This window comes from Caballeronia sp. dw_276 (assembly GCF_018449635.1).
Lineage (GTDB): Bacteria > Pseudomonadota > Gammaproteobacteria > Burkholderiales > Burkholderiaceae > Caballeronia.
Genome location: NZ_JAAVUV010000011.1, coordinates 207157 through 230818 on the forward strand (window position 1 = coordinate 207157; position 23662 = coordinate 230818).

The 23662-nt window shown below is 60.2% G+C and carries 22 protein-coding genes; 16 read left to right on the forward strand and 6 right to left on the reverse strand.

What is annotated here, in order from left to right; translation table 11 throughout:
- Positions 1–27: 27 nt before the first annotated feature.
- Positions 28–1026 carry a MerR family transcriptional regulator gene (locus HB633_RS22960; protein WP_213780423.1) on the reverse strand — a complete coding sequence of 333 codons (999 nt, stop codon included), beginning with the start codon at positions 1024–1026 and terminating at the stop codon, positions 28–30.
- A gap of 280 nt (positions 1027–1306) precedes the next feature.
- Between HB633_RS22960 and HB633_RS22965 the strand changes: the two genes are divergently transcribed.
- From HB633_RS22965 to HB633_RS22980, 4 genes are read left to right on the forward strand one after another with little or no spacing between them, the layout of a single operon-like run.
- On the forward strand, positions 1307–2599 hold the full coding sequence (locus tag HB633_RS22965) for an FAD-dependent oxidoreductase (protein WP_213780424.1): 1293 nt from the start codon (positions 1307–1309) through the stop codon (positions 2597–2599).
- A complete protein-coding gene (locus HB633_RS22970) occupies positions 2596–3429 on the forward strand; it encodes a DUF1365 domain-containing protein (protein ID WP_213780425.1) in 834 nt (277 codons plus the stop codon). The genes HB633_RS22965 and HB633_RS22970 overlap by 4 nt, the downstream gene beginning before the upstream one ends.
- Positions 3430–3436: 7 nt before the next feature.
- Positions 3437–4726 (forward strand): cyclopropane-fatty-acyl-phospholipid synthase family protein, encoded by a 1290-nt coding sequence (locus HB633_RS22975; RefSeq protein ID WP_213780426.1) that lies wholly within the window; start codon positions 3437–3439, stop codon positions 4724–4726.
- A 23-nt stretch (positions 4727–4749) separates the two neighbouring features.
- Positions 4750–5271, forward strand: a complete 522-nt coding sequence (locus HB633_RS22980; protein WP_213780427.1) for a chalcone isomerase family protein — start codon at positions 4750–4752, stop codon at positions 5269–5271.
- Positions 5272–5298: 27 nt separating this feature from the next.
- Here the strand turns inward: HB633_RS22980 and HB633_RS22985 are convergent, their stop codons facing one another.
- The 4 genes from HB633_RS22985 to HB633_RS23000 all read right to left on the reverse strand — a co-directional run bounded on the left by HB633_RS22985 (position 5299) and on the right by HB633_RS23000 (position 9143).
- Positions 5299–5982, reverse strand: coding sequence for a PhaM family polyhydroxyalkanoate granule multifunctional regulatory protein (locus HB633_RS22985; protein ID WP_213780428.1), 684 nt, complete (start codon positions 5980–5982; stop codon positions 5299–5301).
- 43 nt (positions 5983–6025) lie between these two features.
- Positions 6026–6853, reverse strand: coding sequence for an enoyl-CoA hydratase/isomerase family protein (locus HB633_RS22990; RefSeq protein WP_213780429.1), 828 nt, complete (start codon positions 6851–6853; stop codon positions 6026–6028).
- Between the two features lie 12 nt (positions 6854–6865).
- The gene (locus HB633_RS22995; protein WP_255581074.1) at positions 6866–8047 is read right to left on the reverse strand and encodes an ABC transporter substrate-binding protein; all 1182 of its coding nucleotides are present in this window, start codon (positions 8045–8047) and stop codon (positions 6866–6868) included.
- Positions 8048–8144: 97 nt separating this feature from the next.
- Positions 8145–9143: a fumarylacetoacetate hydrolase family protein gene (locus tag HB633_RS23000; protein ID WP_213780431.1), complete on the reverse strand. Its 999-nt coding sequence runs from the start codon at positions 9141–9143 to the stop codon at positions 8145–8147.
- 105 nt (positions 9144–9248) lie between these two features.
- Between HB633_RS23000 and HB633_RS23005 the strand changes: the two genes are divergently transcribed.
- The 8 genes from HB633_RS23005 (at position 9249) to HB633_RS23040 (ending at position 18466) form a co-directional block, all read left to right on the forward strand.
- Positions 9249–10103 (forward strand): IclR family transcriptional regulator, encoded by an 855-nt coding sequence (locus HB633_RS23005; protein WP_255581075.1) that lies wholly within the window; start codon positions 9249–9251, stop codon positions 10101–10103.
- A gap of 160 nt (positions 10104–10263) precedes the next feature.
- Positions 10264–11466: a DUF3108 domain-containing protein gene (locus HB633_RS23010; RefSeq protein ID WP_213780433.1), complete on the forward strand. Its 1203-nt coding sequence runs from the start codon at positions 10264–10266 to the stop codon at positions 11464–11466.
- A 581-nt stretch (positions 11467–12047) separates the two neighbouring features.
- Positions 12048–12305, forward strand: a complete 258-nt coding sequence (locus HB633_RS23015) for a DUF3567 domain-containing protein (protein WP_056358215.1) — start codon at positions 12048–12050, stop codon at positions 12303–12305.
- Between the two features lie 177 nt (positions 12306–12482).
- Positions 12483–13562, forward strand: coding sequence for a homocysteine S-methyltransferase family protein (locus tag HB633_RS23020; RefSeq protein WP_213780434.1), 1080 nt, complete (start codon positions 12483–12485; stop codon positions 13560–13562).
- A 37-nt stretch (positions 13563–13599) separates the two neighbouring features.
- Positions 13600–14688, forward strand: coding sequence for an AAA family ATPase (locus HB633_RS23025; protein ID WP_213780435.1), 1089 nt, complete (start codon positions 13600–13602; stop codon positions 14686–14688).
- Positions 14685–15389 carry a DUF4276 family protein gene (locus HB633_RS23030; RefSeq protein WP_213780436.1) on the forward strand — a complete coding sequence of 235 codons (705 nt, stop codon included), beginning with the start codon at positions 14685–14687 and terminating at the stop codon, positions 15387–15389. Before HB633_RS23025 ends, HB633_RS23030 begins: the two co-directional genes overlap by 4 nt.
- Before the next feature lie 9 nt (positions 15390–15398).
- The gene (metH, locus tag HB633_RS23035; protein ID WP_213780437.1) at positions 15399–18116 is read left to right on the forward strand and encodes a methionine synthase; all 2718 of its coding nucleotides are present in this window, start codon (positions 15399–15401) and stop codon (positions 18114–18116) included.
- A gap of 140 nt (positions 18117–18256) precedes the next feature.
- A complete protein-coding gene (locus HB633_RS23040; protein ID WP_213780438.1) occupies positions 18257–18466 on the forward strand; it encodes a hypothetical protein in 210 nt (69 codons plus the stop codon).
- A gap of 89 nt (positions 18467–18555) precedes the next feature.
- Here HB633_RS23040 and HB633_RS23045 read toward each other — a convergent pair whose 3' ends face one another.
- Entirely contained in the window at positions 18556–18882 is a 327-nt protein-coding gene (locus HB633_RS23045) for a DUF1840 domain-containing protein (RefSeq protein ID WP_213780439.1), read from the reverse strand.
- Positions 18883–19284: 402 nt separating this feature from the next.
- Here HB633_RS23045 and argS point away from each other — a divergent pair, with 402 nt between their 5' ends.
- From argS to HB633_RS23065, 4 genes are all read left to right on the forward strand, one after another.
- The gene (gene argS / locus HB633_RS23050; protein ID WP_213780440.1) at positions 19285–21069 is read left to right on the forward strand and encodes an arginine--tRNA ligase; all 1785 of its coding nucleotides are present in this window, start codon (positions 19285–19287) and stop codon (positions 21067–21069) included.
- Positions 21070–21187: 118 nt separating this feature from the next.
- Positions 21188–21943, forward strand: coding sequence for an SPOR domain-containing protein (locus HB633_RS23055; protein ID WP_213780441.1), 756 nt, complete (start codon positions 21188–21190; stop codon positions 21941–21943).
- Positions 21944–22082: 139 nt separating this feature from the next.
- Positions 22083–22736 (forward strand): thiol:disulfide interchange protein DsbA/DsbL, encoded by a 654-nt coding sequence (locus HB633_RS23060; protein WP_213780442.1) that lies wholly within the window; start codon positions 22083–22085, stop codon positions 22734–22736.
- Between the two features lie 4 nt (positions 22737–22740).
- Positions 22741–23532 (forward strand): SDR family oxidoreductase, encoded by a 792-nt coding sequence (locus HB633_RS23065; protein ID WP_213780443.1) that lies wholly within the window; start codon positions 22741–22743, stop codon positions 23530–23532.
- Positions 23533–23662 lie beyond the last annotated feature (130 nt).

Here is a 23662-nt window from a genome sequence, read left to right on the forward strand (position 1 = left end):
ACGCAATACGGCAAACAGCCGCGCCGATCATAGCATGGCCCTATGACGCCACTCAGCAACAGCATCTTCGATCGGCGCAAGACCATTTACCGTGATGACGCCCTCGGGCAACTTGCGCCGCAGTGCGGGACTGCTCCCGCCAACCCAGATCGAAACTTTCGCCGGCAGCGCCTGCCGCAGATCGGTAAGCCCGTTGACCACGGACTGCACCGGCATCGAAGCCGAGAAAGACAACGCGAGGATGTCGACCTCATGGGCGGGAATCGCGTCGAGGATGTCTTGAGGCGGCGTCTGTGTGCCGAGCGCAATGCACTCGCACCCGGCGAGCGCGAACATGGCTTCGGCCATCAGGATGCCCAGGCCATGACCTTCACCCGGCATGGTCGTAAGCAATACACGCGGATGTGCGCCACGGCCGCGCAACGCTTCGGAGAGGGGACGCATCAGCGAACGCAGCGTGACCTGCATGGCTTCGCTGAAAAGGTGCTCGTGATAGACCTGCAGCGTCCCGGCAGCCCACGCATTGCCGATGCGCGCCGACAGCGGCGCCGCCACGTCCAGCACGAAATGCGCGAGGCCTTCTCGCGTGGCGCGCTTGAGCAATTCGAAGCGAAAGTCGTCGTATCGGCCCGAGCGCAGTAGTTCCACCATCCTGTCCAGCTCCACGTCCGGCGCATCCTGACCCACACCCGAGTCTTCGGCGAGTTGCTGCAACAACGCGATGGATTGCGGCAATACCTTGCTCGGCCGGTGACCCGCGTCGAGCAAACGCTTGACGAGTCTCAGCTTCGTGACCTGCTCCTGCGGATAAAGCCGCTCGCCGCCCGTTGAGCGCAGCGGTTGCGGGAAGCCGTAACGCCGCTCCCAGACACGCAACGTGTCCTTGGTCAGCCCGATCTCGTGCGCGATCGCTCCAATGCCTACCCCGATGCCGACAGCGCCTGACTGCGGCTCAACGCCTTCGCCGTCGCCCGCACCGAGGGCGCCGTTTTTAAGGGGCAGATTATTTTCCGACGTGTTTGTCATGGACAAAATTGCAACCCAATAAGTTTGGCAAAATCCCGTAAATCGCTAAAAACCTAATAAATATGGACATTCTCAGCGATTGGCAACATGATTGATCATAGACGAGTTTCACGTTTTGTACTGGACAAACCGCGCTTAGACGTGGACATTAATTCCTCAGCTTTGCATCCAGCCCAGTAGAGATTGCGTAAATCACCTTGACCGTCGAGGAGCGACGCCCGAAGTTCAGCGGCAAAAAAAGACGCCGGACGCAGAACATAAAGACACACGGAGCAACGTCATGAAGGTTGCGGTAATCGGAGCGGGGATATCGGGGTTGGCGTGCGCGTACAGGCTGGCCAAGTCCCAGACGGGTATCGATGTCACCTTGTTTGAAGCCAACGCCTATTTCGGCGGCCACACGAACACGGTGGATGTAACGCTGGACGGCGTCACGCATGGGGTGGACACAGGGTTCCTGGTGTTCAACCACCGCACCTATCCGAATCTGGTCAAGCTTTTCACGGAACTCGACGTTTCGACGACCGCGACGGATATGTCGTTTTCCGTAGCCGTCATCGACAAACACCTCGAATGGGCCGGTAGCGACCTGAACACGGTGTTCACGCAGCGGCGCAATCTGCTGCGCCCCGCGTTCCTGCGCATGCTCGCCGATATCCTGCGCTTCAACCGGACGACGACCGCCATGGCGCTCGCCGGCAAAGACGCCGAACTTGCCGAGCCGGTAAGTGGTTTTATCGAGCGGGAGAAGTATTCCGTGGCGTTTCGCGACTGGTATCTGCTGCCGATGATCGGCGCGATCTGGTCATGTTCGACCGCGCAGATGATGGCGTTTCCTATCGGCACGTTGATCCGCTTTTGTCATAACCACGGCCTGCTGCAAGTCAACGACCGGCCGCAATGGCACACGGTCAACGGTGGCGCGCGCGAATACGTACGGCGGATGTTGCCCGCCATTGGCGATGCGCATGCTGGCGTGCCGGTGACATCGGTGAAACGGGGTGTCCTGGGCGTCGAGATTCAAAGCGCGCGAGGTGTCGAGCAATTCGATCATGTCGTGCTTGCGTGCCACAGCGACCAGGCGCTCGCGCTGCTCGCCGATCCCTCCAACGATGAAACCGCGACCCTCGGCGCCATCGGCTATGCGCCCAATCGCGCGGTGCTGCATACGGACGCGTCGCTGTTGCCGGCCGAGCGCGCGTGGTCGGCTTGGAACTACGAAAGCCGGACCGGTGAACTCGGCGCCGAGCCGCAATTGTGCGTGCACTACCTCATCAACAAGTTGCAGCCGTTGCCGTTCAAAACCCCGGTGATCGTGTCGCTCAATCCGATTCGCGAACCGCGCGCCGGAACCGTGTTGCGTGAATTTTCGTACAGCCATCCCGTCTTCGATCAAGCCGCCGTGCAGGCTCAACGCGCTTTGCCATCGATACAAGGCGCGCGCAACACCTGGTTCGCGGGCGCATGGACGGGTTACGGTTTCCACGAAGACGGCCTGAAATCCGGGCTGGACGCGGCGGCCAGATTGACGGCTATCGCGTTGAATCGCGACGAACCGGCGCTCGCAGCATGAACCTGCCTTCATTCAATTCACCCGATCTGCTGCTTGTCGGTCCCGTGCGGCATACCCGGTTACGCCCTGCACGCAACGCGTTTTCATACGGCGTGTACACGTTGCGCCTGCCCCTTCGCGCTCGCGCTGCACGCCTCGCTCAAGGCACGTTGAAAGACTCGCGCATGTTCGCGTACAACCGCTTCGGCTTGCTGAGCTTTCATGACAGCGACCACGGCGCGCCTGGACAAACCGCGCTGCAATGGGTTGAATCGATGCTGCATGAAAACGGCATCCACGACGCCGACGGCGAGATCTACCTCCAAACGTTCCCGCGCGTTCTGGGCTACGTATTCAACCCCGTGAGCTTCTGGTTTTGCGAACGCGCGGATGGCTCGATGCGCGCCGTGGTGTGCGAAGTGAACAACACGTTCGGCGAGCGTCATTGCTATCTGCTCGATCCCGGCGGCGGCATCCTGAACGGCGCACCGCTCACCGCGCGCAAGGTCTTCCACGTTTCGCCGTTCTGCAAGGTCGAGGGGCGCTACACGTTCCGCTTCATGTTCGCGCCGCCCAAACACGGCAAGCCGATGCGCTCGCTTGCGCGTATCGACTATGAAGACAACGACGGTCCTCTTTTGCTGACGAGCATCGCGGGAAAAGCGCGTCCAATCGATGCAAGCAACGTGCTGCGCGTGTTCTTCGGTTATCCGCTGATGACGTTTGGCGTCGTCGCGAAAATTCACTGGCAAGCGATGAAGCTGTTCTTCAAACGCGTGCCGTTTCTGAGCAAACCCACTCCGCCGTCCGCGAATGTCTCGCACGAGCGGGCCGAACTGCCGACCAGGTGACTTGCAAATGTCGACACAGCCCTCTTCTCCTTCATCGCTTCGAAGTCCAGCAATTTCGTGGTTTATCCAGCCGCTCTTGCGCACGCGCCGCGCGCTGTACAAACCCGCGGCGGCGCGCATGGTTCTCCGGTTGCTCGGACAACTGCAATACGGCGTCCTCGATGTCCACCTCCCCGATGGCACCACGCGCCGCTACGGCCAGCCCGCCGATGAACCCGCAGCCGTAAATGCACCTCATGCGCGCGTCGTGCTGACGAACTGGAACGTCTGCGCGGCGGCGTTGAAAAGCGGGGATATCGGCTTTGCTGAAACCTATCTGGCGGGCGACTGGCACACGGACGACCTCGCCGCGCTGCTCGACATCATGGTCAGGAATCGCACGACCATCGAAGCCGTGATCTACGGTTCGTGGTTCGGCAAGCTCACGAACCGCCTGCGCCATTTGCGCAATGCGAACACGAAGGAAGGCAGCCGGCGCAACATCCACGCGCATTACGATCTGGGTAACGCGTTCTACAAGCTCTGGCTCGACAGCACGATGACCTATTCGAGCGCGCTCTTCGACGGCTCGCCCGACCAGACCCTCGCCGACGCCCAGCGCGCGAAATATCGGCGTCTCCTGAATGAGTTGAAGCTGGATGGCGTTGATTTGAACGTGCTGGAAATCGGCTGCGGCTGGGGCGGTTTTGCCGAACTCGCTGCGAGCGAAGCGAAAGCGCGTGTGACGGGCCTCACGCTTTCCACCGAACAGCTCGCGTTCGCGCAGCAACGCATGACCGACGCCGGCCTCGCCGATCGTTCGGATCTGCGCCTGCAGGATTACCGCGATACCCACGGCCAGTTCGACGCCATTGCGTCCATCGAAATGTTCGAGGCCGTGGGTGAGGAATACTGGCCGAGCTACTTCGAGTGCATCAAGCGCAACCTGAAGCGCGGCGGGCGCGCGTGCGTGCAGACAATCACAATAGATAACGCGTTGTTCGACCGTTACCGCACGAGCACCGACTTTATCCAGCAATATATTTTTCCGGGCGGCATGCTGCCTTCGCCGGCCGTCTTCGTGCAGGCCGCCGAACGCCACGGGCTGAAAGTGGTCAATCAGCTTTCGTTTGGCCACGACTATGCACGCACGCTCAAGCTGTGGCGTAATGCGTTTGTGGCGCGCCTCGACGAAATCCGCGCGCAACGCTTCGACGAACGTTTCATCCGCTTGTGGGACTTTTACCTATGTTATTGCGAGGCCGCGTTCGCGCACTCGAACACCGACGTGATTCAGTTCACGCTGGAACACGCCTGATACGGAACATCGTTGCAATTGCCTTGACGCTGCTCGTTTTGCCGCTTCAGGCATTCGCCTTCGATGCCGCCCCGCTCGTGCGTCAGACGATTCCGCAAGCGCGCGTTCAAGGCGAAGGCGAGCTGCGCATGTACGGCTTTCATATCTACGACGCCAGGCTTTACGTCGGGCCGACGGGTTTGTCGAGCAAGGAACTGACGGCGCGGCCGTTTGCGCTCGATATCGAATATGCGCGGGCCTTCAAGGGCGCATCCATTGCCAAGCGCGGCCGGGAAGAAATGGACGACCTCAAGCTCGCCAGCAAGTCGCAGACGCTGCAATGGCAACAGGAACTGGAGAAAATCTTCCCGGACGTTCAGCCTGGCGACCATGTGGTCGGCGTGTTCGTGCCCGAACGCGGCACGACGTTCTATGCTGACGACAAGGTCATCGGCACGATTCCCGGCGATGACTTCGCGCGCGCGTTTTTCTCGATATGGCTCGATCCGCGGACATCCGCGCCGGGTTTGCGTAATCAGTTGCTGGCGAATGGGGCGGCGCAGTAAGGCGCGCCGCTTTGAATCAATGCCGCTTCACAGCGGCTTTTTTTTCGCCGCCGGTTTGGCCGTGGCCGATTTCTTCGCAGCGGTTTTTCTCGGCGCTTTGGGCGCAGCGGCTTTTGGCGGTTCGGCGTCTTCGTTCGTTGTCTCAGCCGATCCCGGTTGCTGCGCCATCGCCATTGTCGCCAGATTGTTGAATTGCGACTGGAGCATGTTCCACCAGCCGGTGGGATCGAACGAAGCGTCGTTCGCGCTGGTTTCTTCGGTTGTTTCCGGCTCCGGCGCGGGCTGTTCGTCCTTCACAGGCGGCGCCGGCCAAGCCCCCGCCGCTGCACTCGCCGCACTTGCCGCGCCCGCATTCTTCGCGCTATCCACCGATGACTGCGCGAACGCGCCGAACGCACGCAGCGTGGCAAGCGTCGCGCGTTGCACTTCGAGCGCCTGAATTGCCGATTGCAACATGTTCAGGTTGAGCTTCAGCCATTGCTCGACGGCGCGCATGTCCTTGATGCGTTTATCGAGTTCCTCGACGTTCGTCAGCGGCGCGAGCATGTCCGACATCATGGAAAGCGAAGGCGATCCACTCGACGATACCGCCGCCGCGAACGGGTTCATCTTCATCATGTCCCACATCTTTTCCATCATGTCGCCCTGAGGAAATCCGGACATGCCGGGGAAACTTCCAAAGGGCGGCGTGCCGCTGGGTGTATCGGTCATGAAAATGGGCTCCTTTGCTGCAGGAAATATATGAGAAAACAGATCAGAACGGCGAACCGCCCGGGAAATCCGGCGCGCGCTTTTCGCGCAGCGACTTGATGCCTTCCTGCACATCAGGTCCGGCAAAGCCCATGAATTCGAGCGCGAGGGAAGTATCGAAGGCGGGGCCCGCCGATCGCAACCAGTTGTTCAACGCATACTTGGTCCAGCGTATGGCCGTTTGCGAACCTTGCGCCAGGCGATTCGCGACTTCGAACGCTTTCGGCAGCAACTCGCTCTCGTCCACCGCCAGCGACACCAGCCCGATCCGCTCCGCCTCTTCGCCACTGACAGGTTCGCACAGCAGCAAGTAATACTTCGCCTTCGCCATGCCGCACAGCAACGGCCACACGATTGCAGCATGATCGCCGGCGGCGACGCCGAGCCGCGTATGGCCATCGATAATGCGCGCCGTTTTCGCCGCAACCGAAATATCCGCAAGCAGCCCCGCGACCAGGCCCGCGCCGACTGCCGGGCCGTGCATGGCGGAGACGATCGGCTTGCTGCAATTGATCACGTTGTAGACGAGATCGCGCGCCTCGCGCCAGACACGGGCGCGGACATCGAAGTCGGATGCCATCTGTTCCACCAGATGCAGGTCGCCGCCACCGGAAAACCCTTTCCCCTCGCCGCGAATCAACGCCACGCGCGTGTCCGGATCACGATCTATATCACGCCAGATATCGGCGAGTTCGCGATGCGTATTCGCGTCCGCAGTAGCGAGGCCGCTTTTGTTCGCACCGGCGCCGTTCATGATGATTTCGAGCACGCCGTGATCATGCCGGCGCAATTCCAGCGACGTGTAGTGCGCGTAGAGAGAAAGATCGCTCATGGTTTTAGTTTGTCAGCGCGGTTGATAGACCCACTTGCCGTTCTCGATTTCCGCGATCACCCGAGCCCGCTGATCCAGGCCGATATGATCGTTCGCCGTCATGTTGACCTGGCCGTTCGTGTCAGAGAAATTCTTCGTGTTTTCCAGCGCATCGCGCAAGGCCGTGCGGAATTCGGGCGTACCCGGCGCGCCGGCTTTCATCGCGATGGGCACCGCCCGGTTCAGCAACATGCCCGCGTCCCACGCGTACGAACCGAACGCCGATACCGTACCCGCGCCGTACTTCGTTTCATAGAGCTTGATGTAGTCGAGCGCGAGACGTTTGGCCGGATGATCATCGGGCAATTGCGACGCGACGAGAACCGGGCTTGTCGGCAGGAAAGTGCCGTTGCAATCGGCGCCACAGACGCGCAGGAAATCTCGATTTCCCGTGCCGTGATTATGGTAGATCGGGCCCTTGAAACCGCGTTCGCGCAAGGTCTTCGGCGGCAACGCGGCCGGCGTTCCCGCCGCGCCCACCACTACCGCGTCGGGCTTCGCCGCAAGGATCTTCAGCACTTGTCCGGTCACGCTCGTGTCCGTGCGGTTGAAGCGCTCGTTGGCGACCATCGTGATCTTGTGAAGCTGCGCGAACTTCGATACTTCCGCGTAGAACGTCTCCCCAAGCGCGTCGGCCTGGCCGATGAACGCCATCGATTTGACGCCATGGTTGCTGGCATGTTCGGCGATGGCGGAGGCCATCATTGCGTCGGTTTGCGGCGTCTTGAAGACCCAATGGCGCTTGGCGTCGACGGGCTCGATGATCTTCGATGACGACGCGAGCGAAATCATGGGCGTCTTGCCATCGGCGACGACATCGATCATTGCGAGCGAATTCGGCGTGATCGATGACCCGATGATCGCGTCCACATGATCTTCGGAGATGAGCTTCTTCGTGGTCTGGACGGCTTGCGTGGTGTCCGATGCATCGTCGAGAACGATGTAATCCACCGGACGTCCGCCCATTTCCTTCGGCAACAACGCAACCGTATCGCGCGCCGGAATGCCGAGCGACGCGGCCGGTCCCGTCAGCGACAACACCAGCCCGATCTTCACGTGCGGCGTCTGCGCCCACGTTGCCGCCGAAAGCGTGATCAATGCACTTGCTGCCGCCCACCGCGTGAACGCCCCGCCCCATCCCCCGCCTGAATGCATTGAAATCTCCTTGTTATGGACAATGCGGCTAAGTGTAGGGCGGCGCGGCATTAGGGCGCATCGGGCGAAACCCGTTACCCCCATGCAGGGCGGCCCTTTATGCGCCTGACTGCTCGTGAAGCGCGACCACCGATTGATCGATGGCGCCGAAGATCGACTTGCCGGCGTCATCGAACATTTCGATCTTGACGCTGTCGCCGAACTTCATGAACTCGGTCGCGGGCGCGCCGTGCTCGATGGTCTCCAGGCAGCGCTTTTCCGCGATGCACGCATACCCGCGCCTGGCGTCCTTGTTCGAGATCGTGCCGGAACCCACGATCGATCCCGCTCGCACGTTGCGCGTCTTGGCCGCGTGCGCGATCAACTGGCCGAAGTTGAACACCATGTCCGTGCCGCAATCCGGCTGGCCGACTTTCTTGTTGTTCCAGTGAACGATCATCGGCCGATGCACGCGGCCTTCGCTCCACGCATCGCCGAGTTCGTCGGGCGTGACCGCAACCGGCGAGAACGCCGTGGCGGGTTTGCTCTGGAAGAAACCGAAACCCTTGCCCAATTCCGCAGGGATCAGGTTGCGCAACGAGACGTCGTTGACGAGCATCAGCAGGCGCACGTGCTTGAGCGCATCGGCGGGGGTGGCGGTCATCGGGACGTCGGTGGTGATCACGGCGACCTCGGCCTCGAAGTCGATCCCATAAGCCTCCGATGCACACACGATGTCGTCCGTTGGCCCCAGCAAATCGTCCGCGCCGCCCTGGTACATCAGCGGGTCGGTCCAGAATTCGGGCGGCATTTCCGCTTTGCGGGCGCGCCGGACGAGCTCGACGTGGTTCACGTATGCCGAGCCGTCGGCCCATTGGAACGCGCGCGGAAGCGGCGCCATGCAGGCTTTGGCATCGAACGAAAACGAATGGCGCGCGCGACCCTGATTCAGCGCATCGGACAAATCGAGCAATTGCGGCGCGTAGAAGTTCCAGTCGTCCAGCGCGCGTTGCAGCGTCGGCACGATTGCGTCAGCGATGGCCGCCGTGCGCAGATCGCGCGATACGACGACCAGCTGGCCGTCGCGTGTTCCGTCCTTCAGCGTGGCAAGTTTCATAGAGCGTTTCGACGTTTAGTGACGATAGAGGAAATCTATTTTACGATGGTGAATCGCGTTCAACCTCGTTTTTACCAACCGGTTTGCGCCGGAAACGATTTCTTCATGCCATCTTCCAGCCGTCCAGTATCGTCCTCTTCACCTGCTTCGCCCGAGTTCGAACAATCCGATGCAGAAGATTTAGCGGACACTGCCGAGGAAAAATCGCGTTCCGGCATTCAATCGATCGAGGTCGGGTTTCGCCTCCTGGACGTGCTGACCAACGAACCCCGCGCCATGATGCTGCGCGATCTCGCCCAGCGCGCGGGCATGAGTCCGGCGAAGGCGCACCGGTATCTGGTGAGTTTCCTGCGGCTCGGCGCGGTATCGCAGGATCCGGTTTCGGGCCGCTACGAACTCGGCGGCTTTGCGTTGCAGATGGGTTTGGCGCGCCTTGCCCGCGTTGATGGCGTGAAGCTCGCGCGCATTGCGTTGAACAGTTTGCGCGACCAGCTGGACCAGACGGTGGGTATCGCGGTGTGGGGCAATCAGGGCCCGACGGTCGTGCACTGGATGGAATCGAGTCATCCGGCGAAGGCGTCGTTGAAGCTCGGCGATGTGATGCCGCTGTTGTCATCGGCTACCGGTTTGCTGTTTGCCGCGTGCCTGCCGCGCAGCAAGACGCAGGTCATGCTCGATCGCGAACTCGCCGCCACGCGCCGGACCATGGCTGACATAGAACCCCATCTCGCCGATATCCGCGCGCACGGCGCGTCGCGCGTGGAAGGCATGTTGCTGCCGGGAATCCACGCGTTCTGCATGCCGGTATTCGATTCGACCGGCGACCTGGCGCTTGGGCTGATAGCGCTCGGTCACGAAGGATCATTCGATACCCGCTGGGGCGGCGAAATTGATACTGCATTGCGCGACTGCGCCAATCAGCTTTCTTACGAACTCGGGTACAAAGCGGGGGAACGGTAATATTTGAGCCATCCCGTTGTTTGACGCGAACGGAACGCCGCGAGCCTCGCGCGAGTCACATTGCAATCGTGCTCGCTAATGCATCGTGAGCAACACCAGCAACATGAAACTGTCCTTCCATGCGTGGCTTTCACGTGCTTGAACGCTTCCGACCTAATTGATGCCGTTTTCCCCGCTTCGCCGCCGCCGCGCCATATCCGGTGCATCGTCCGATGATTCATCCGCCGCTCCGTCCTTCCGATGGACCTTGTGGATCGCCGTACTGCTTGCGGTTCTGGCCCTGCATTGGGTCGCGGGACGCTGGGTGGACATGAGCCGGAACGTGTCGAATCCCGTGCCGGCCGAGCATGTTCCCGTGCAGGTCGAACTGCTGACGCCCAAGCCGGTGGCGCAAGCACCGGCGCCTGCTGTGCCGCCGCCTAAGCCCGCGCCCGCGTTGCATCCCGCTACACAACCAACTCGCGCCATCACGACAACGCAGCAAACTGCACAGGCCGCTGAGGCAGCAGCCGTTGCGGCGGCACAAGCAGATCAAGCCCAGCAAGCCGCGCAATCCGCTCAGGCCGCAGCAAAAGCAGCCAGCGATGCAGCCGCCGCCCAGGCAGCATCGGCCGCAGTTGCAAAAGCAGTTGCTTCCGGCGACAAGTTCGACGTCCCGCCCACGGGCGAGCTTCGCTACGACACGCTCATCAACGGCGTCATGAACCAGACCGGCACGATCCACTGGATCAATAGCGCGCAACACTACGAGATGGTCGTATCGATTCCATTGCCGTTCGTTGGACCGTATGTGTATTCGAGCAAGGGTCATATCGATGGCTTCGGCATCGCGCCCGAGCAATACTCCGAACAGCGCGGCCGTCGTGCGGCCGACATTACGGTCTTCGATCGCACCACGAAACAACTCGTCTACACGCGCACGCCGAACAGCCAGCCGCTCGCCGACGGCGCGCAGGATCGTTTCAGCGTCGTCATGCAACTTGCCAGCCTGGTGCGCGGTTCGCCCGATACCTATAAACCCGGTGTCGTGCGCCAGTTCAGCGTTGCCGACAACGACAGCAACGAGATCTGGCCGATAGAAACCGTCGGCGACGAAAACGTCCAGGCCCGTGACGGCAATGTTCAGGCACGCCATTTCACCCGCCTGGCAAGACGCGATGGCGACCGTCGCCGTCTCGATATCTGGCTAGCGCCATCGATTGGATGGTTGCCGGTTCGCATTGTGCAAACCGAGCCGAACGGCTTGCAGATGGAACTGCTTTGGCGCGGCAAACTCCAGCCGCCAACACCCGCGCCGAGTGCGGGCACGGCGGATGCGTCACAAGATGCAGCACCCGTCGCGCCCGCGCCCGACAAGCCTTGACCCGCAGCACGTCGCATGCAAGCGCAGCGAATTCAAACGGGTTAAAGATTGCAGCAGATGTATCCGTTAAAAAGGTACGCGGACGGGTTCAAACAAGTGGGCTGTACAACGAAGCGTTCGAGAGATTTATCGTTGTTAGATGTGCAGCGAACGTGCGGCAAAACGGCACGTCGGGTATCGTGGACGAAACAGTACAAAGTCTTCTGACAAAGCGGTACGGAAAGCGCATCCTGAAGAGGCGGGAATGTTGGCTGGATGGTTGCTGGAACGTCAACGATAGAGGCGCCCGGCTCGTTGTTATATGGAATGCAGGTTGTTTTACCGTCGTCGCCGCCGAAAGTGGTGGCAGATTCATACCTTGATGCAAAACTTGAAATACTTGACGCGGCACATCTGTCCCCGGTAGAAGAAACACTGCGTTTCGTGGCTCTTCTGGAAACATTTTTGCGGGAGAATGTCTAACAAAGGTCCTCGATGGGCTTTCGGAATCAACGTCGAGGCCACCCCTTGAATTCCAACCCAAACGCTCAATGTAAGACGCAGAAACGCCTTACGGGCAAACAGGAATAAGGAGTGTCGCCATGCAGATGATTTACAACAGCCCCAACTATTGCGTAGTCGAGTTCCCGCCGCAGGACAATCATCTCGCGATGAAAGCCGGCGGCTACGAGATCGTGGACAAGACCATGCAACGCGAAATCTTTATCGACGGCGCGCTTGCGGCTCGATTCCGCGAACATGTTCAGAAGTTGATGCAGGAAGAGCAATCACTTGAAGATGTCGATGAGTTTCTCGGCCAATTCGACATATTGATGAACCAGCCGGTGATCCTTCACTAAACGCTGTAACCCGGCTGAGCAGCACGAACACCGCGACACCCCTCAAAACCCCGTCACTTTTTGTGGCGGGGTTTTTTGTTCTTCGCAGCGTTTTGCGAAAGTGTCGTTAAAAAGCGTTTGTGCCCTACTACAGATACAATGCTGGGCTATTTAAGCCTGTTTGGAGCCATGTCCGTCATGAATCCGTCCCCTGCCCCGAAGTCAGCCGCCGAACGCCGCCCGTACACGCGCGGCGCCGTTTTGCCTGCCCTTTTGCAGCAGCGCATTCTCATCCTCGACGGCGCAATGGGCACCATGATCCAGCGCTACAAGCTCGACGAAGCGGCGTATCGGGGAGAACGTTTCGCGGACTATGACCGCGATATCAAGGGCAACAACGAGTTGCTGTCGATCACGCAGCCGCATGTGATTCGCGAGATTCACGACAAATACCTGGCGGCGGGCGCTGACATTATCGAAACGAACACGTTTGGTGCGACAACCGTCGCCCAGGCCGATTACGGCATGGAGTCGCTCGCGGACGAAATGAACGCGCAATCCGCGAAGCTCGCGCGTGAAGCATGTGATGCGTTCTCGACGCCGGATAAGCCACGCTTTGTCGCGGGCGCGATCGGACCGACGCCCAAGACCGCGAGCATTTCACCGGACGTGAATGATCCGGCCGCGCGCAACGTCACCTTCGACGAACTGCGCGAGGCGTATTACGCGCAGGCCAAGGCATTGATGGACGCGGGCTGCGATCTGTTCCTGGTCGAAACCATCTTCGACACCTTGAATGCAAAGGCTGCGCTTTTTGCGCTCGACCAGTTGTTCGAAGATACGGGCGAACTGTTGCCGATCATGATTTCGGGCACGGTTACCGACGCTTCCGGGCGCATCTTGTCCGGCCAGACGGTCGAGGCGTTCTGGAATTCGCTGCGTCACGCGCGGCCGTTGACCTTCGGCCTGAATTGCGCATTGGGCGCGGCGCTGATGAGGCCGTACATCGCGGAACTGGCGAAGCTTTGCGATACGTATGTTTCGTGCTATCCGAACGCGGGTTTGCCCAACCCCATGAGCGACACCGGTTTCGATGAAACCCCGGACGTCACGTCGAACCTGCTGAAGGAATTTGCGCAAGCCGGGTTGGTGAATCTTGCGGGTGGTTGCTGCGGAACGACGCCGGAACATATCGCGGAAATCGCGAAGGCGCTCGCCGATGTGAAGCCGAGGAAGTGGCCGTCGCATTATCGTGAAGATGAGGCCGAGACTGTTTGAAGTTTTGTTTCCGCGGGTTTCCTACTGGAACTGATCAATGGCCGCCGTCAAGAAACTGACGATCACAGGGTACAAGTCAATACGTGAATTGCGCGACTTCGAGTTGCGTAACTTGAACGTGTTGATTGGGGCCAATGGCGCGGGGAAATCGAACTTTATTAGCTTCTTCCGGATGCTGGCTGAGATTGTAGGAAAGCGGTTTCAGTTGTTCGTAGTGGTGCAGGGGGGGCCAGATGCGTTGCTGCATTTCTCACGGCAAACAACGTCTGAAATCCACGCAGAATTCAACGGTGAACAAGACTCGTATTACTTCACTCTGGTCCCCACCAACGACAATCGCCTCGTTTTTGAAGATGAAGGCCTTTACAACCGGACCGAAAGTTTTGTTGCAGGCGATACAGAAGGCTTTGCAGGACCGCATCCTGAGTCTCAGTTCGATAAAACGGGTGGCCGCTACACTTCATCTGTGCGTCTGGGTATGGATCGTTGGCGTGTCTACCACTTCCATGACACCGGCGCCACGGCAAAGGTAAAACAGCTCCACGCTCCCTTCGACACATTGCGCTTGCAAGTCGACGGCGGAAACCTGGCTGCCTACCTCGGCATGCTGCGCACGTCCCATCCGGACAGTTACCGCATGATCGTGGACACAATCAGACTCGTCGCCCCGTTTTTCGACGATTTCGTTCAGGCACGCGAAGAAAACAAACAGGTTCAACTCGAATGGCTGGAGACGGGAAAGCCAGACGTGGTCTTCAACGCCCACGCGCTATCCGACGGCACGCTTCGTTTCATCTGCTTGAGCACGCTTTTAATGCAGCCGTGGGACTTGATGCCGGACACCATTCTTATCGATGAACCGGAACTGGGCCTTCACCCCTATGCGATCAACATCCTCGCCGACTTATTGAAGCGCGCGGCCGAACGCAAGCAGGTCATCGTCTCCACTCAATCTGTGGAGCTGATGAATTTGATGGAGCCTGAAGATGTCGTCGTCGTGGATCGGGAAGACGGCGCATCTACGTTTCGACGCCTTGATTCAGAGCAACTCAAAGGTTGGCTCGAAGATTATTCGCTCGGTGAACTCTGGAATCAGAATGTGCTGGGCGGGAGACCATCGCGATGACGCGTTTGTTTATCGTCGGCGAGGGCCCGACTGAAGAGGCTTTTGTGAAATCCGTGCTGGCGCCCGTCCTGCGGTTATCCAACATCTTCGCGAAACCGTTGCTCATGGAAACGTCCCGCGGACATCGCGGCGGCGGACTCAATCTCGATCGCACAAGACGCGCCGTCCGAAACGTGCTGCTGGAGCACAACGATGCATACGTAAGCACCATGTTCGACCTCTACGCACTCGACAGGTCTTTTGCAGGCGTCACCGAATCTGCCGGCATGGCGCCGTCGAAACGCGCTGCGCACATCGAGCATTTGCTGCACGCGGACATAGTCGCGCGTGTCGGATGCCGCCCGGAGCGTTTCATTGCGCACATCCAGCCTCACGAGTTCGAGTCGTTGTTGTTCTCGGACATCGGCAAGCTTTGCGATGCAGAACCGGAGTGGGACAAACATCGCGCGGTGCTGGCAAAAGTTCGCGCTGAAGTAACGAATCCGGAGTGGATCAACGATTCACCGCATACCGCGCCATCAAAACGTCTTGAGATTCTTCGTCCGCGCTATAGAAAAACAACGCACGGCCCGGCGAGCGCAATAAAAATCACGCTCGATAAAATCCGCGAACAGTGTCCGCATTTCCGGCAGTGGTTTGAACGACTGCTGCAAATCGGCGCGCAGCCACTGGCCGTCCGAATCCCAGAATCCATAAGCTAAAACCCAGCCATGACCGATCACACCATGCGCCTTTCCGGCCTCGAGCCGTTCAACGTCACCGACGGTTCGCTCTTCATCAACGTGGGCGAGCGGACCAACGTGACGGGATCGAAGGCGTTCTCACGCATGATCCTCAACAACCAGTTCGACGAGGCGCTCGCCGTCGCGCGGCAACAGGTTGAGAACGGCGCGCAGATCATCGATATCAACATGGACGAAGCCATGCTCGATTCGAAGGCGGCCATGGTGCGGTTCCTGAACCTGATCGCCTCCGAACCGGACATTTCGCGCGTGCCGATCATGATCGATTCGTCGAAGTGGGACGTGATCGAAGCGGGTCTCAAATGCGTGCAGGGCAAGGCGATCGTGAACTCGATCTCGCTGAAAGAAGGCGAAGAGGCGTTCCGCCATCACGCCACGCTGATCCGCCGATACGGCGCCGCCGCCGTCGTCATGGCCTTCGACGAAGACGGCCAGGCCGATACCTACGAACGCAAGACGCAAATCTGCAAGCGCTCGTACGATTTCCTCGTGAACGAAGTCGGCTTTCCGCCGGAAGACATCATCTTCGATCCGAACATTTTCGCGATCGCGACCGGCATCGAAGAACACAACAACTACGCCGTCGACTTCATCAACGCCACGCGCTGGATCAAGGAGAACCTGCCGTTCGCCAAGATCAGCGGCGGTGTGTCGAACGTGTCGTTCTCGTTTCGCGGCAACGATCCGGTGCGCGAAGCCATCCATACCGTGTTCCTGTATCACGCGATCCAGGCGGGCATGGACATGGGCATCGTGAATGCGGGGCAGCTCGGCGTGTACGCGGATCTCGATCCCGAATTGCGCGAACGCGTGGAAGACGTGGTGCTGAATCGCCGGGAAGACGGCACGGACCGTCTGCTCGAAATCGCCGATAAATTCAAAACCGGCGCCGCGAAGAAAGAAGAGAACCTGGAATGGCGCAATCAGGACGTCGATAAACGCCTTGCCCACGCGCTCGTTCACGGCATCACGAACTTCATCGTGGAAGACACGGAGGAAGTCCGTCAGCGCATTGAAGCCGCGGGCGGCCGCCCGATCAACGTGATCGAAGGGCCGCTGATGGACGGCATGAACATCGTCGGCGACCTGTTCGGCGCGGGCAAGATGTTCCTGCCGCAAGTGGTCAAGTCGGCGCGCGTGATGAAGCAGGCTGTGGCGCACTTGATTCCGTACATCGAGGAAGAAAAGAAGCGCATGGCCGATGCCGGCGAAGACGTCCGCCCGAAAGGCAAGATCGTGATCGCGACCGTGAAGGGCGATGTGCACGACATCGGCAAGAACATCGTTTCGGTCGTGCTCCAGTGCAACAACTTCGAAGTGGTCAACATGGGCGTGATGGTGCCCTGCGCGACCATTTTGGCGAAGGCGAAGGAGGAAGGCGCCGACATCATCGGCTTGTCGGGGCTGATTACGCCGAGTCTCGAAGAGATGGCCTACGTTGCGTCGGAAATGCAGCGCGACGATTATTTCCGCGGCAAGCAGACGCCGCTGCTGATTGGGGGCGCAACGACCTCGCGCGTGCACACGGCCGTGAAAATCGCGCCGCACTACGATGGCCCCGTGGTTTATGTGCCGGATGCATCGCGGTCGGTGTCGGTGGCGTCGAGCCTGCTATCCGACGATGGCGCGACCAAATATCTCGCCGATCTGAAGACGGACTACGAACGCATCCGCACGCAGCACGCGAACCGCAAGGCCACGCCAATGGTTACCTACGCCGAGGCGCGCGCGAACAAAACGAAGATCGACTGGGCGAGTTACCAGCCGAAGAAACCGACGTTCATCGGGCGTCGCGTGTTCAAGAATTACGATCTGGCGGATCTGGCGAATTACATCGACTGGGCGCCGTTTTTCCAGACCTGGGATCTCGCCGGTCCGTATCCGGCGATTCTCAATGACGAGATCGTGGGTGAGTCGGCGCGGCGCGTTTTCTCCGATGGCAAGTCCATGCTCTCGCGCATCATCCAGGGCCGCTGGCTGCAGGCGAACGGCGTAGTGATGTTGCTGCCGGCGAATACGGTGAATGACGACGACATCGAAATCTACACCGACGATACCCGCACGCAAGTCGCCATGACGTGGCGCAACCTGCGTCAGCAAACGGTGCGTCCGATCGTGGACGGCGTGCAGCGCGCGAACCGCTCGCTGGCGGATTTCATCGCGCCGAAGGATTCGGGCGTGGCGGATTACATCGGCATGTTCGCGGTGACGGCGGGGCTTGGCGTCGAGAAAAAGGAAAAGCAGTTCGAAGCCGATAACGACGACTACAGCGCAATCATGCTCAAGGCGCTCGCCGACCGCTTCGCCGAAGCCTTCGCCGAAGCACTGCACGCGCGGGTGCGTCGCGAATTGTGGGGTTATGCGGCTGGCGAAACGCTCGATAACGCCGCGATGATCGACGAGAAGTATCGTGGGATTCGTCCGGCGCCGGGTTATCCGGCGTGCCCGGATCATCTGGTCAAGCAGGACATGTTCGACGTCCTGCAGGCCAACGAGATCGGCATGACGGTGACCGAGTCGCTCGCCATGTTGCCGGCGGCGAGCGTGTCGGGCTTTTACATCGCGCATCCGGAAAGTACGTACTTTTCGGTCGGCAAGATCGCGGACGATCAGGTGGAAAGTTTTGCGCAACGTATGGCTTTATCGAAGAACGATGCCGAGCGCGCGCTCGCACCGTTGCTCTAAAGCTGATACCGGGAATCACAACAGCGCAATTTTGGCGAAGTGCGTTACGGTTATTTTGGATTTCCTTACACTTGGGAGTGTGCGCAGGGTCGTCATGGCGACGGCCACGCACTCTTTAAACGTCTCGGAGAAAGTCGAAAATGATCAAGCTGACGCCTATCGTAGCCGTTGCGGTTGCCGTGCTGTGTACATCGTTGAGTCCGGCGGCATTTGCGCAGGCCCCCAAGCCCGGTACGGGAGCGAGTACGAGCACCGCATCGAGCTACTCGCCGCCGGTCACCGAGCACAAGAAAAAGCCCCGCAAGGCGAAAGCAAAGAAGCCGATGAGCGATATGGCGGCGTCGCAATAAGCGATTGCCAATCTGCATTGATCTGAACAAAAAACCCCGCAGTTGCGGGGTTTTTTATGTGTTGCCTTAATACCTGCTGCAACCGGAGCTCAAACGCCCCAGAGAATGTCGCCATTCGCCTGATGCGCTAGACGCATCATGTCGAGGAATGGATACGCCCGTTGCGACAATCCCACGGGAATCTCGTGCGGCTCATGGCCGGCTTCGCCTTCGTGGAAATGACCGTCGTGTTCGGCGCGTTCCTGCTTGTCGAAGGCAACCGCCGCTTCCAGCTTCTGGATGCATGCCGGCAGCTCGTCGTGCGTAATGACGCCGCGTTCGCCCAGCCGTTTTCCGATGATGCCAAGCAAATAGTCAGCGAGGTTATCGAGCATCTGCACGTCGGGTGCAGCGCTGGTTTTGAATGTGATCAGCATGGCAAGGTCCCTTCCTTTTGTTGGCCTGTTGTTCGGCTATGTATTTGCCTATGTATTCGGCAGTTCAGCGAGGTGCGCGGTGAAGTTCAGCCAATCGGTCCGGCGCGCCCGCGCATTGTTCCAACTCCTGATTCTTTTCCCCGACTCGACCCTGATTCGACATATTAGCACCTGCTAAAATCCCGAATTACCTGAGCAAATGTTGCGCCGGATACCAAACCCCTGGTTTATTGTTATCGCCGGGAACGGCTGCGGCCATGCCTCCAGACGCGAACATGCGCATGCGCGCGAGGCGGTCCAAACCGACTGCCCGACCTCTGTTTGTCGCGCTTTTTACCTGCGCGTGGTTTGAAATTACCCGCGCGTGGAACGAACAAACACATCACCGGATCAAGAATCAGCATGCTGCCCGCACAAAAACTTACCCTCGAAACGCTGCTGACCGATGCGGTCAAGCAGGTTGTACAGGCGTCGCAAGGCGCATCGGAAGCGAATTTCGTTACGCCGGCCATCGTGCTCGAGCGCCCGAAGGTCGCGGCGCATGGAGACGTGGCGTCGAACGTCGCCATGCAGCTTGCCAAGCCGCTGCGCGCGAATCCGCGACAACTGGCGCAGCAAATCGTCGATGCCGTGTTGAGCCTGCCCGCCGCGCTTGGTCTTGTCGAAGCGGCGGAAGTCGCCGGGCCGGGCTTCATCAATCTGCGGCTGGCGGCATCGGCGAAACAATCCGTGGTGCCGGCGGCGCTCGCCGAGGGCGTCAATTACGGTCGCAGCACGCGCGACGAAGGCAAGCAGGTGCTGATCGAATTCGTCTCGGCGAATCCGACCGGGCCGCTGCATGTAGGCCACGGCCGTCAGGCCACGCTCGGCGATGCCCTGGCCAACCTGCTCGCCACGCAAGGCAACGCGGTGCATCGCGAGTTCTATTACAACGATGCCGGCGTGCAGATCGGCAACCTGGCCACTTCCACGCAATTGCGTGCGCGCGGTTTCAAACCCGGCGACAAGGAATGGCCCGAGAACGCGTACAACGGCGAATACATTGCGGATATCGCGCGTGATTACTTGGCAGGCGCCACGGTCGCGGCCAAGGACGGCGCGCCCGTGACCGCGAAAGGTGACGTGGATGACCTCGACGCCATCCGCGTTTTCGCGGTTGCGTATCTGCGTCACGAACAGGATCTGGATTTGACCGCGTTCGGCGTGGCGTTCGACCAGTTTTATCTTGAGTCATCGCTGTATAACGAAGGCCGCGTCCAGTCGACCGTCGACGCGTTGATTGCTGCCGGCAAGACGTACGAGCAGGACGGCGCGCTGTGGCTGCGCACGACCGACGACGGCGACGACAAAGACCGCGTGATGCGCAAGTCGGACGGTACATACACGTACTTCGTGCCGGACGTCGCGTATCACGTGGCGAAGTGGCAGCGCGGTTTCACGAAGGTGATCAACGTGCAGGGTTCGGACCATCACGGCACTATCGCGCGGGTTCGTGCAGGTCTGCAGGGGCTTGGCATCGGCATTCCGAAGGGCTATCCCGACTACGTGCTGCACAAGATGGTCACGGTCATGCGCAACGGCGTGGAAGTGAAGATCTCGAAGCGCGCGGGCAGTTATGTGACGGTGCGCGATCTGATCGAATGGTCGGGTGGCATGACGCCGGGCGAGGAAGTTGCGCCGGATCAGATCGATGAAGACACCATCCGCCGTGGCCGCGATGCCGTGCGTTTTTTCCTGATTTCGCGCAAGGCCGACACGGAATTCGTCTTCGATATCGACCTGGCGCTCAAGCAAAGCGACGAGAACCCGGTGTATTACGTGCAGTACGCGCACGCGCGCATTTGCACGATCCTCGGCGACTGGAAAACGCGCTACGCGGGCGATCTCGCCACTTTGGCGAGCGTCGATCTCACGCCGCTTTCGAGCGAACACGCCATGGCCCTGCTCAACAAGCTCGCGGAATATCCGGACATGCTGTCGCACGCCGCCGACGAACTCGCGCCGCACGCCGTCGCCTTCTACTTGCGTGACCTCGCGGGCGAATTCCACTCGTTCTACAATGCGGAGCGCGTGCTGGTGGACGAAGACGGCGTGCGTAACGCGCGTATCGCGTTGCTGGCCGCCACGCGGCAAGTACTCGAAAACGGCCTTGCGCTGATCGGCGTATCGGCTCCCGTCAAGATGTGATTACGGCACAGGGCCGGATATAACCGGCCTGTTGTGCGACCGTTCGAGCCATGGCGCGCCTGAGGCCGCCGTTATAATCGACGCCCATTCAGAAGACTTTTTGCAGGTGATTCATACGATGGCAAAACCACGCAGCACGTCGAAGCAGTCGAAGCAAACCGGGGGCACCTTTCTCGGTATCGTGCTGGGCTTGATTGTCGGCCTCGCAATTGCAGTGATCGTGGCGTTGTACATCACGCGCGCGCCCACCCCGTTCGTCGCGAAAGTGGCGCCCGCTCCGAGCGAGTCGGGTTCCGCGCAGGCAACCGGCCAGCCCTACGATCCGAACCGCCCGCTGCAAGGCAAGACACCGGGGCAGGCCGTGCCGCAAGCCGCACAGCCCGCGCCGCCGAATACCGCTCCGGGTCAGACGAACAACCAGACGCAATCGTCGGGCGTGCAGGACGAGCCGCAGATCGTTGAAGTTCCGCCGGGTGAAGGCGGCGCGGTCGTAGCGCCCAAGCCCGCCGCACCGAAGCCGGCCTCACCGGCCACGGCGCCGAACGGTTCATCGACCGCCGCAACGGCGAAGAAGCCGGCGGATGCACAGCCTTCATCGACGGCGAAGGTCACGCCGCCCGCTCCCGGCGACGTGAACACCGGCTACTTCCTGCAAGTCGGCGCCTACAAGACCCAGGCCGATGCCGAACAGCAGCGCGCCCGTCTCGGCTTCCAGGGGTTCGAGTCGAAGGTCACGCAGCGCGATGCCGGCAACGTCACGTATTACCGCGTGCGGATCGGACCGTTCACGAAGTTCGAGGACATGAACAACGTGCGCCAACGGCTCTCCGATGCAGGCGTCGATACCGCCGTGATCCGCTTCTCGAAGCAGTGAGTTCGATGAACCACACGCGCCCTGAGAACGATCGGGGCGCGTGCGGTTCGCGACCGGCCAGCCGGTCATCATGGGCCCTTAAGCTTCCCTTAAGCGTCGTGTGTTCCCCTTTTGCCTCTCACGCACATTCTCGGTCACCATGAAAAAACTCTTCAGCGCCCTCGCTCTTTCCCTCGGCCTTGCTGCCGGCTCCATGAGCTTCATGAGCGCAGCTCATGCATCGCCGGCCGCGCCTGTCGCGGGCACCGACTACACTGTGTTGCAGGCAGCGCAGCCGGTTGAAGCGCAGGGCAAGATCGAGGTGATCGAATTCATGTGGTACGGCTGCCCGCACTGCAACGAATTCGACCCGTACCTGGAAGCATGGATCAAGAAGCAAGGTCCTGACGTGGTGTTCAAGCGCGTGCCGGTTGCCTTCCGCGACGACTTCATCCCGCATTCGAAGATGTTCCACGCGCTCGATGCACTCGGCCTGGCTGACAAGCTCACGCCCGCCGTGTTCAACGAAATCCACGTGAAGAAGGACTATCTGCTGACGCCTGAAGCGCAGGCTACGTTCCTCGCCACGCAAGGCGTGGACAAGAAGAAATACATGGACGCGTACAACTCGTTCTCGACGCAAAGCAATCTGCAGCGCGACAAGAAGCTGCTCGATGCCTACAAGATCGACGGCGTGCCGACCATCGCGATTCAGGGCAAGTACGAAACGGGTCCGGCGACCACGAACAGTCTGCCGGGCACCATCCAGGTGATGGATTTCATCGTGAATCAGGTTCGCGCGAAGAAGATGTAAAGACGTGAACGCCGCCACGAACGACACGCCGGCCCGGCTGAGGGTTTTCATCACCGGCGCGTCGAGCGGCATTGGACTCGCGCTCGCCGAAGAATATCTGAGGCGCGGCGCGGTGCTTGGCCTCGTTGCCCGTCGCGGCGACACGCTCGCGGCTTTCGCCGCGCGCTTTCCTTCTGCATCGATCTCCATTTATCCTGCGGATGTCCGCGATGCCGCAGCCCTCGCTGCCGCAGCCGTGGACTTCTGCGCATTGCATGGCGGCGCCGATGTCGTCATCGCAAACGCGGGAATCAGCCGCGGCGCGCTGACCGGTCATGGCGATCTGGATGCGTTTCGCGAAGTGATGGACGTCAACTACTTCGGCATGGTCGCGACGTTCGAGCCGTTCGTCGCGCGGATGGTTGCCGGGCGGCGTGGGACGCTTGTGGGGATTGCGAGCGTGGCGGGTGTGCGTGGGCTGCCGGGATCGGGCGCGTACAGCGCATCGAAGTCGGCGGCGTTGAAGTATCTCGAAGCGCTGCGGGTGGAGATGCGGCCAATGGGGGTATCGGTGGTGACGATCGCGCCGGGATATATCCGCACAGAAATGACGCGCCGCAATCCCTATCCGATGCCCTTTCTCATGGACGCCGATGTATTCGCGAGGAAGACGGCCGATGCCATCGGGAAGAAGACGCGCTTCGCCACGTTTCCATGGCAGATGCGCGTGGCCGGCGCGTTACTGCACGTCGTGCCGCGATGGCTCTACGACCGGGCGATGGAAAAAGCGCCGAGGAAACCTCGCGCGGGTGAGTGAGATATGGCGCGGCCAAAGAAAGCTATGGTCAACCCGTTTCACAGTACCGATCTTGCCGTTGTAATTCGCTTGCCGAAACCTTTCCGGCGTCGGTGTTGTTACATTTGCGGTTGAACCCGCATTAACTTAG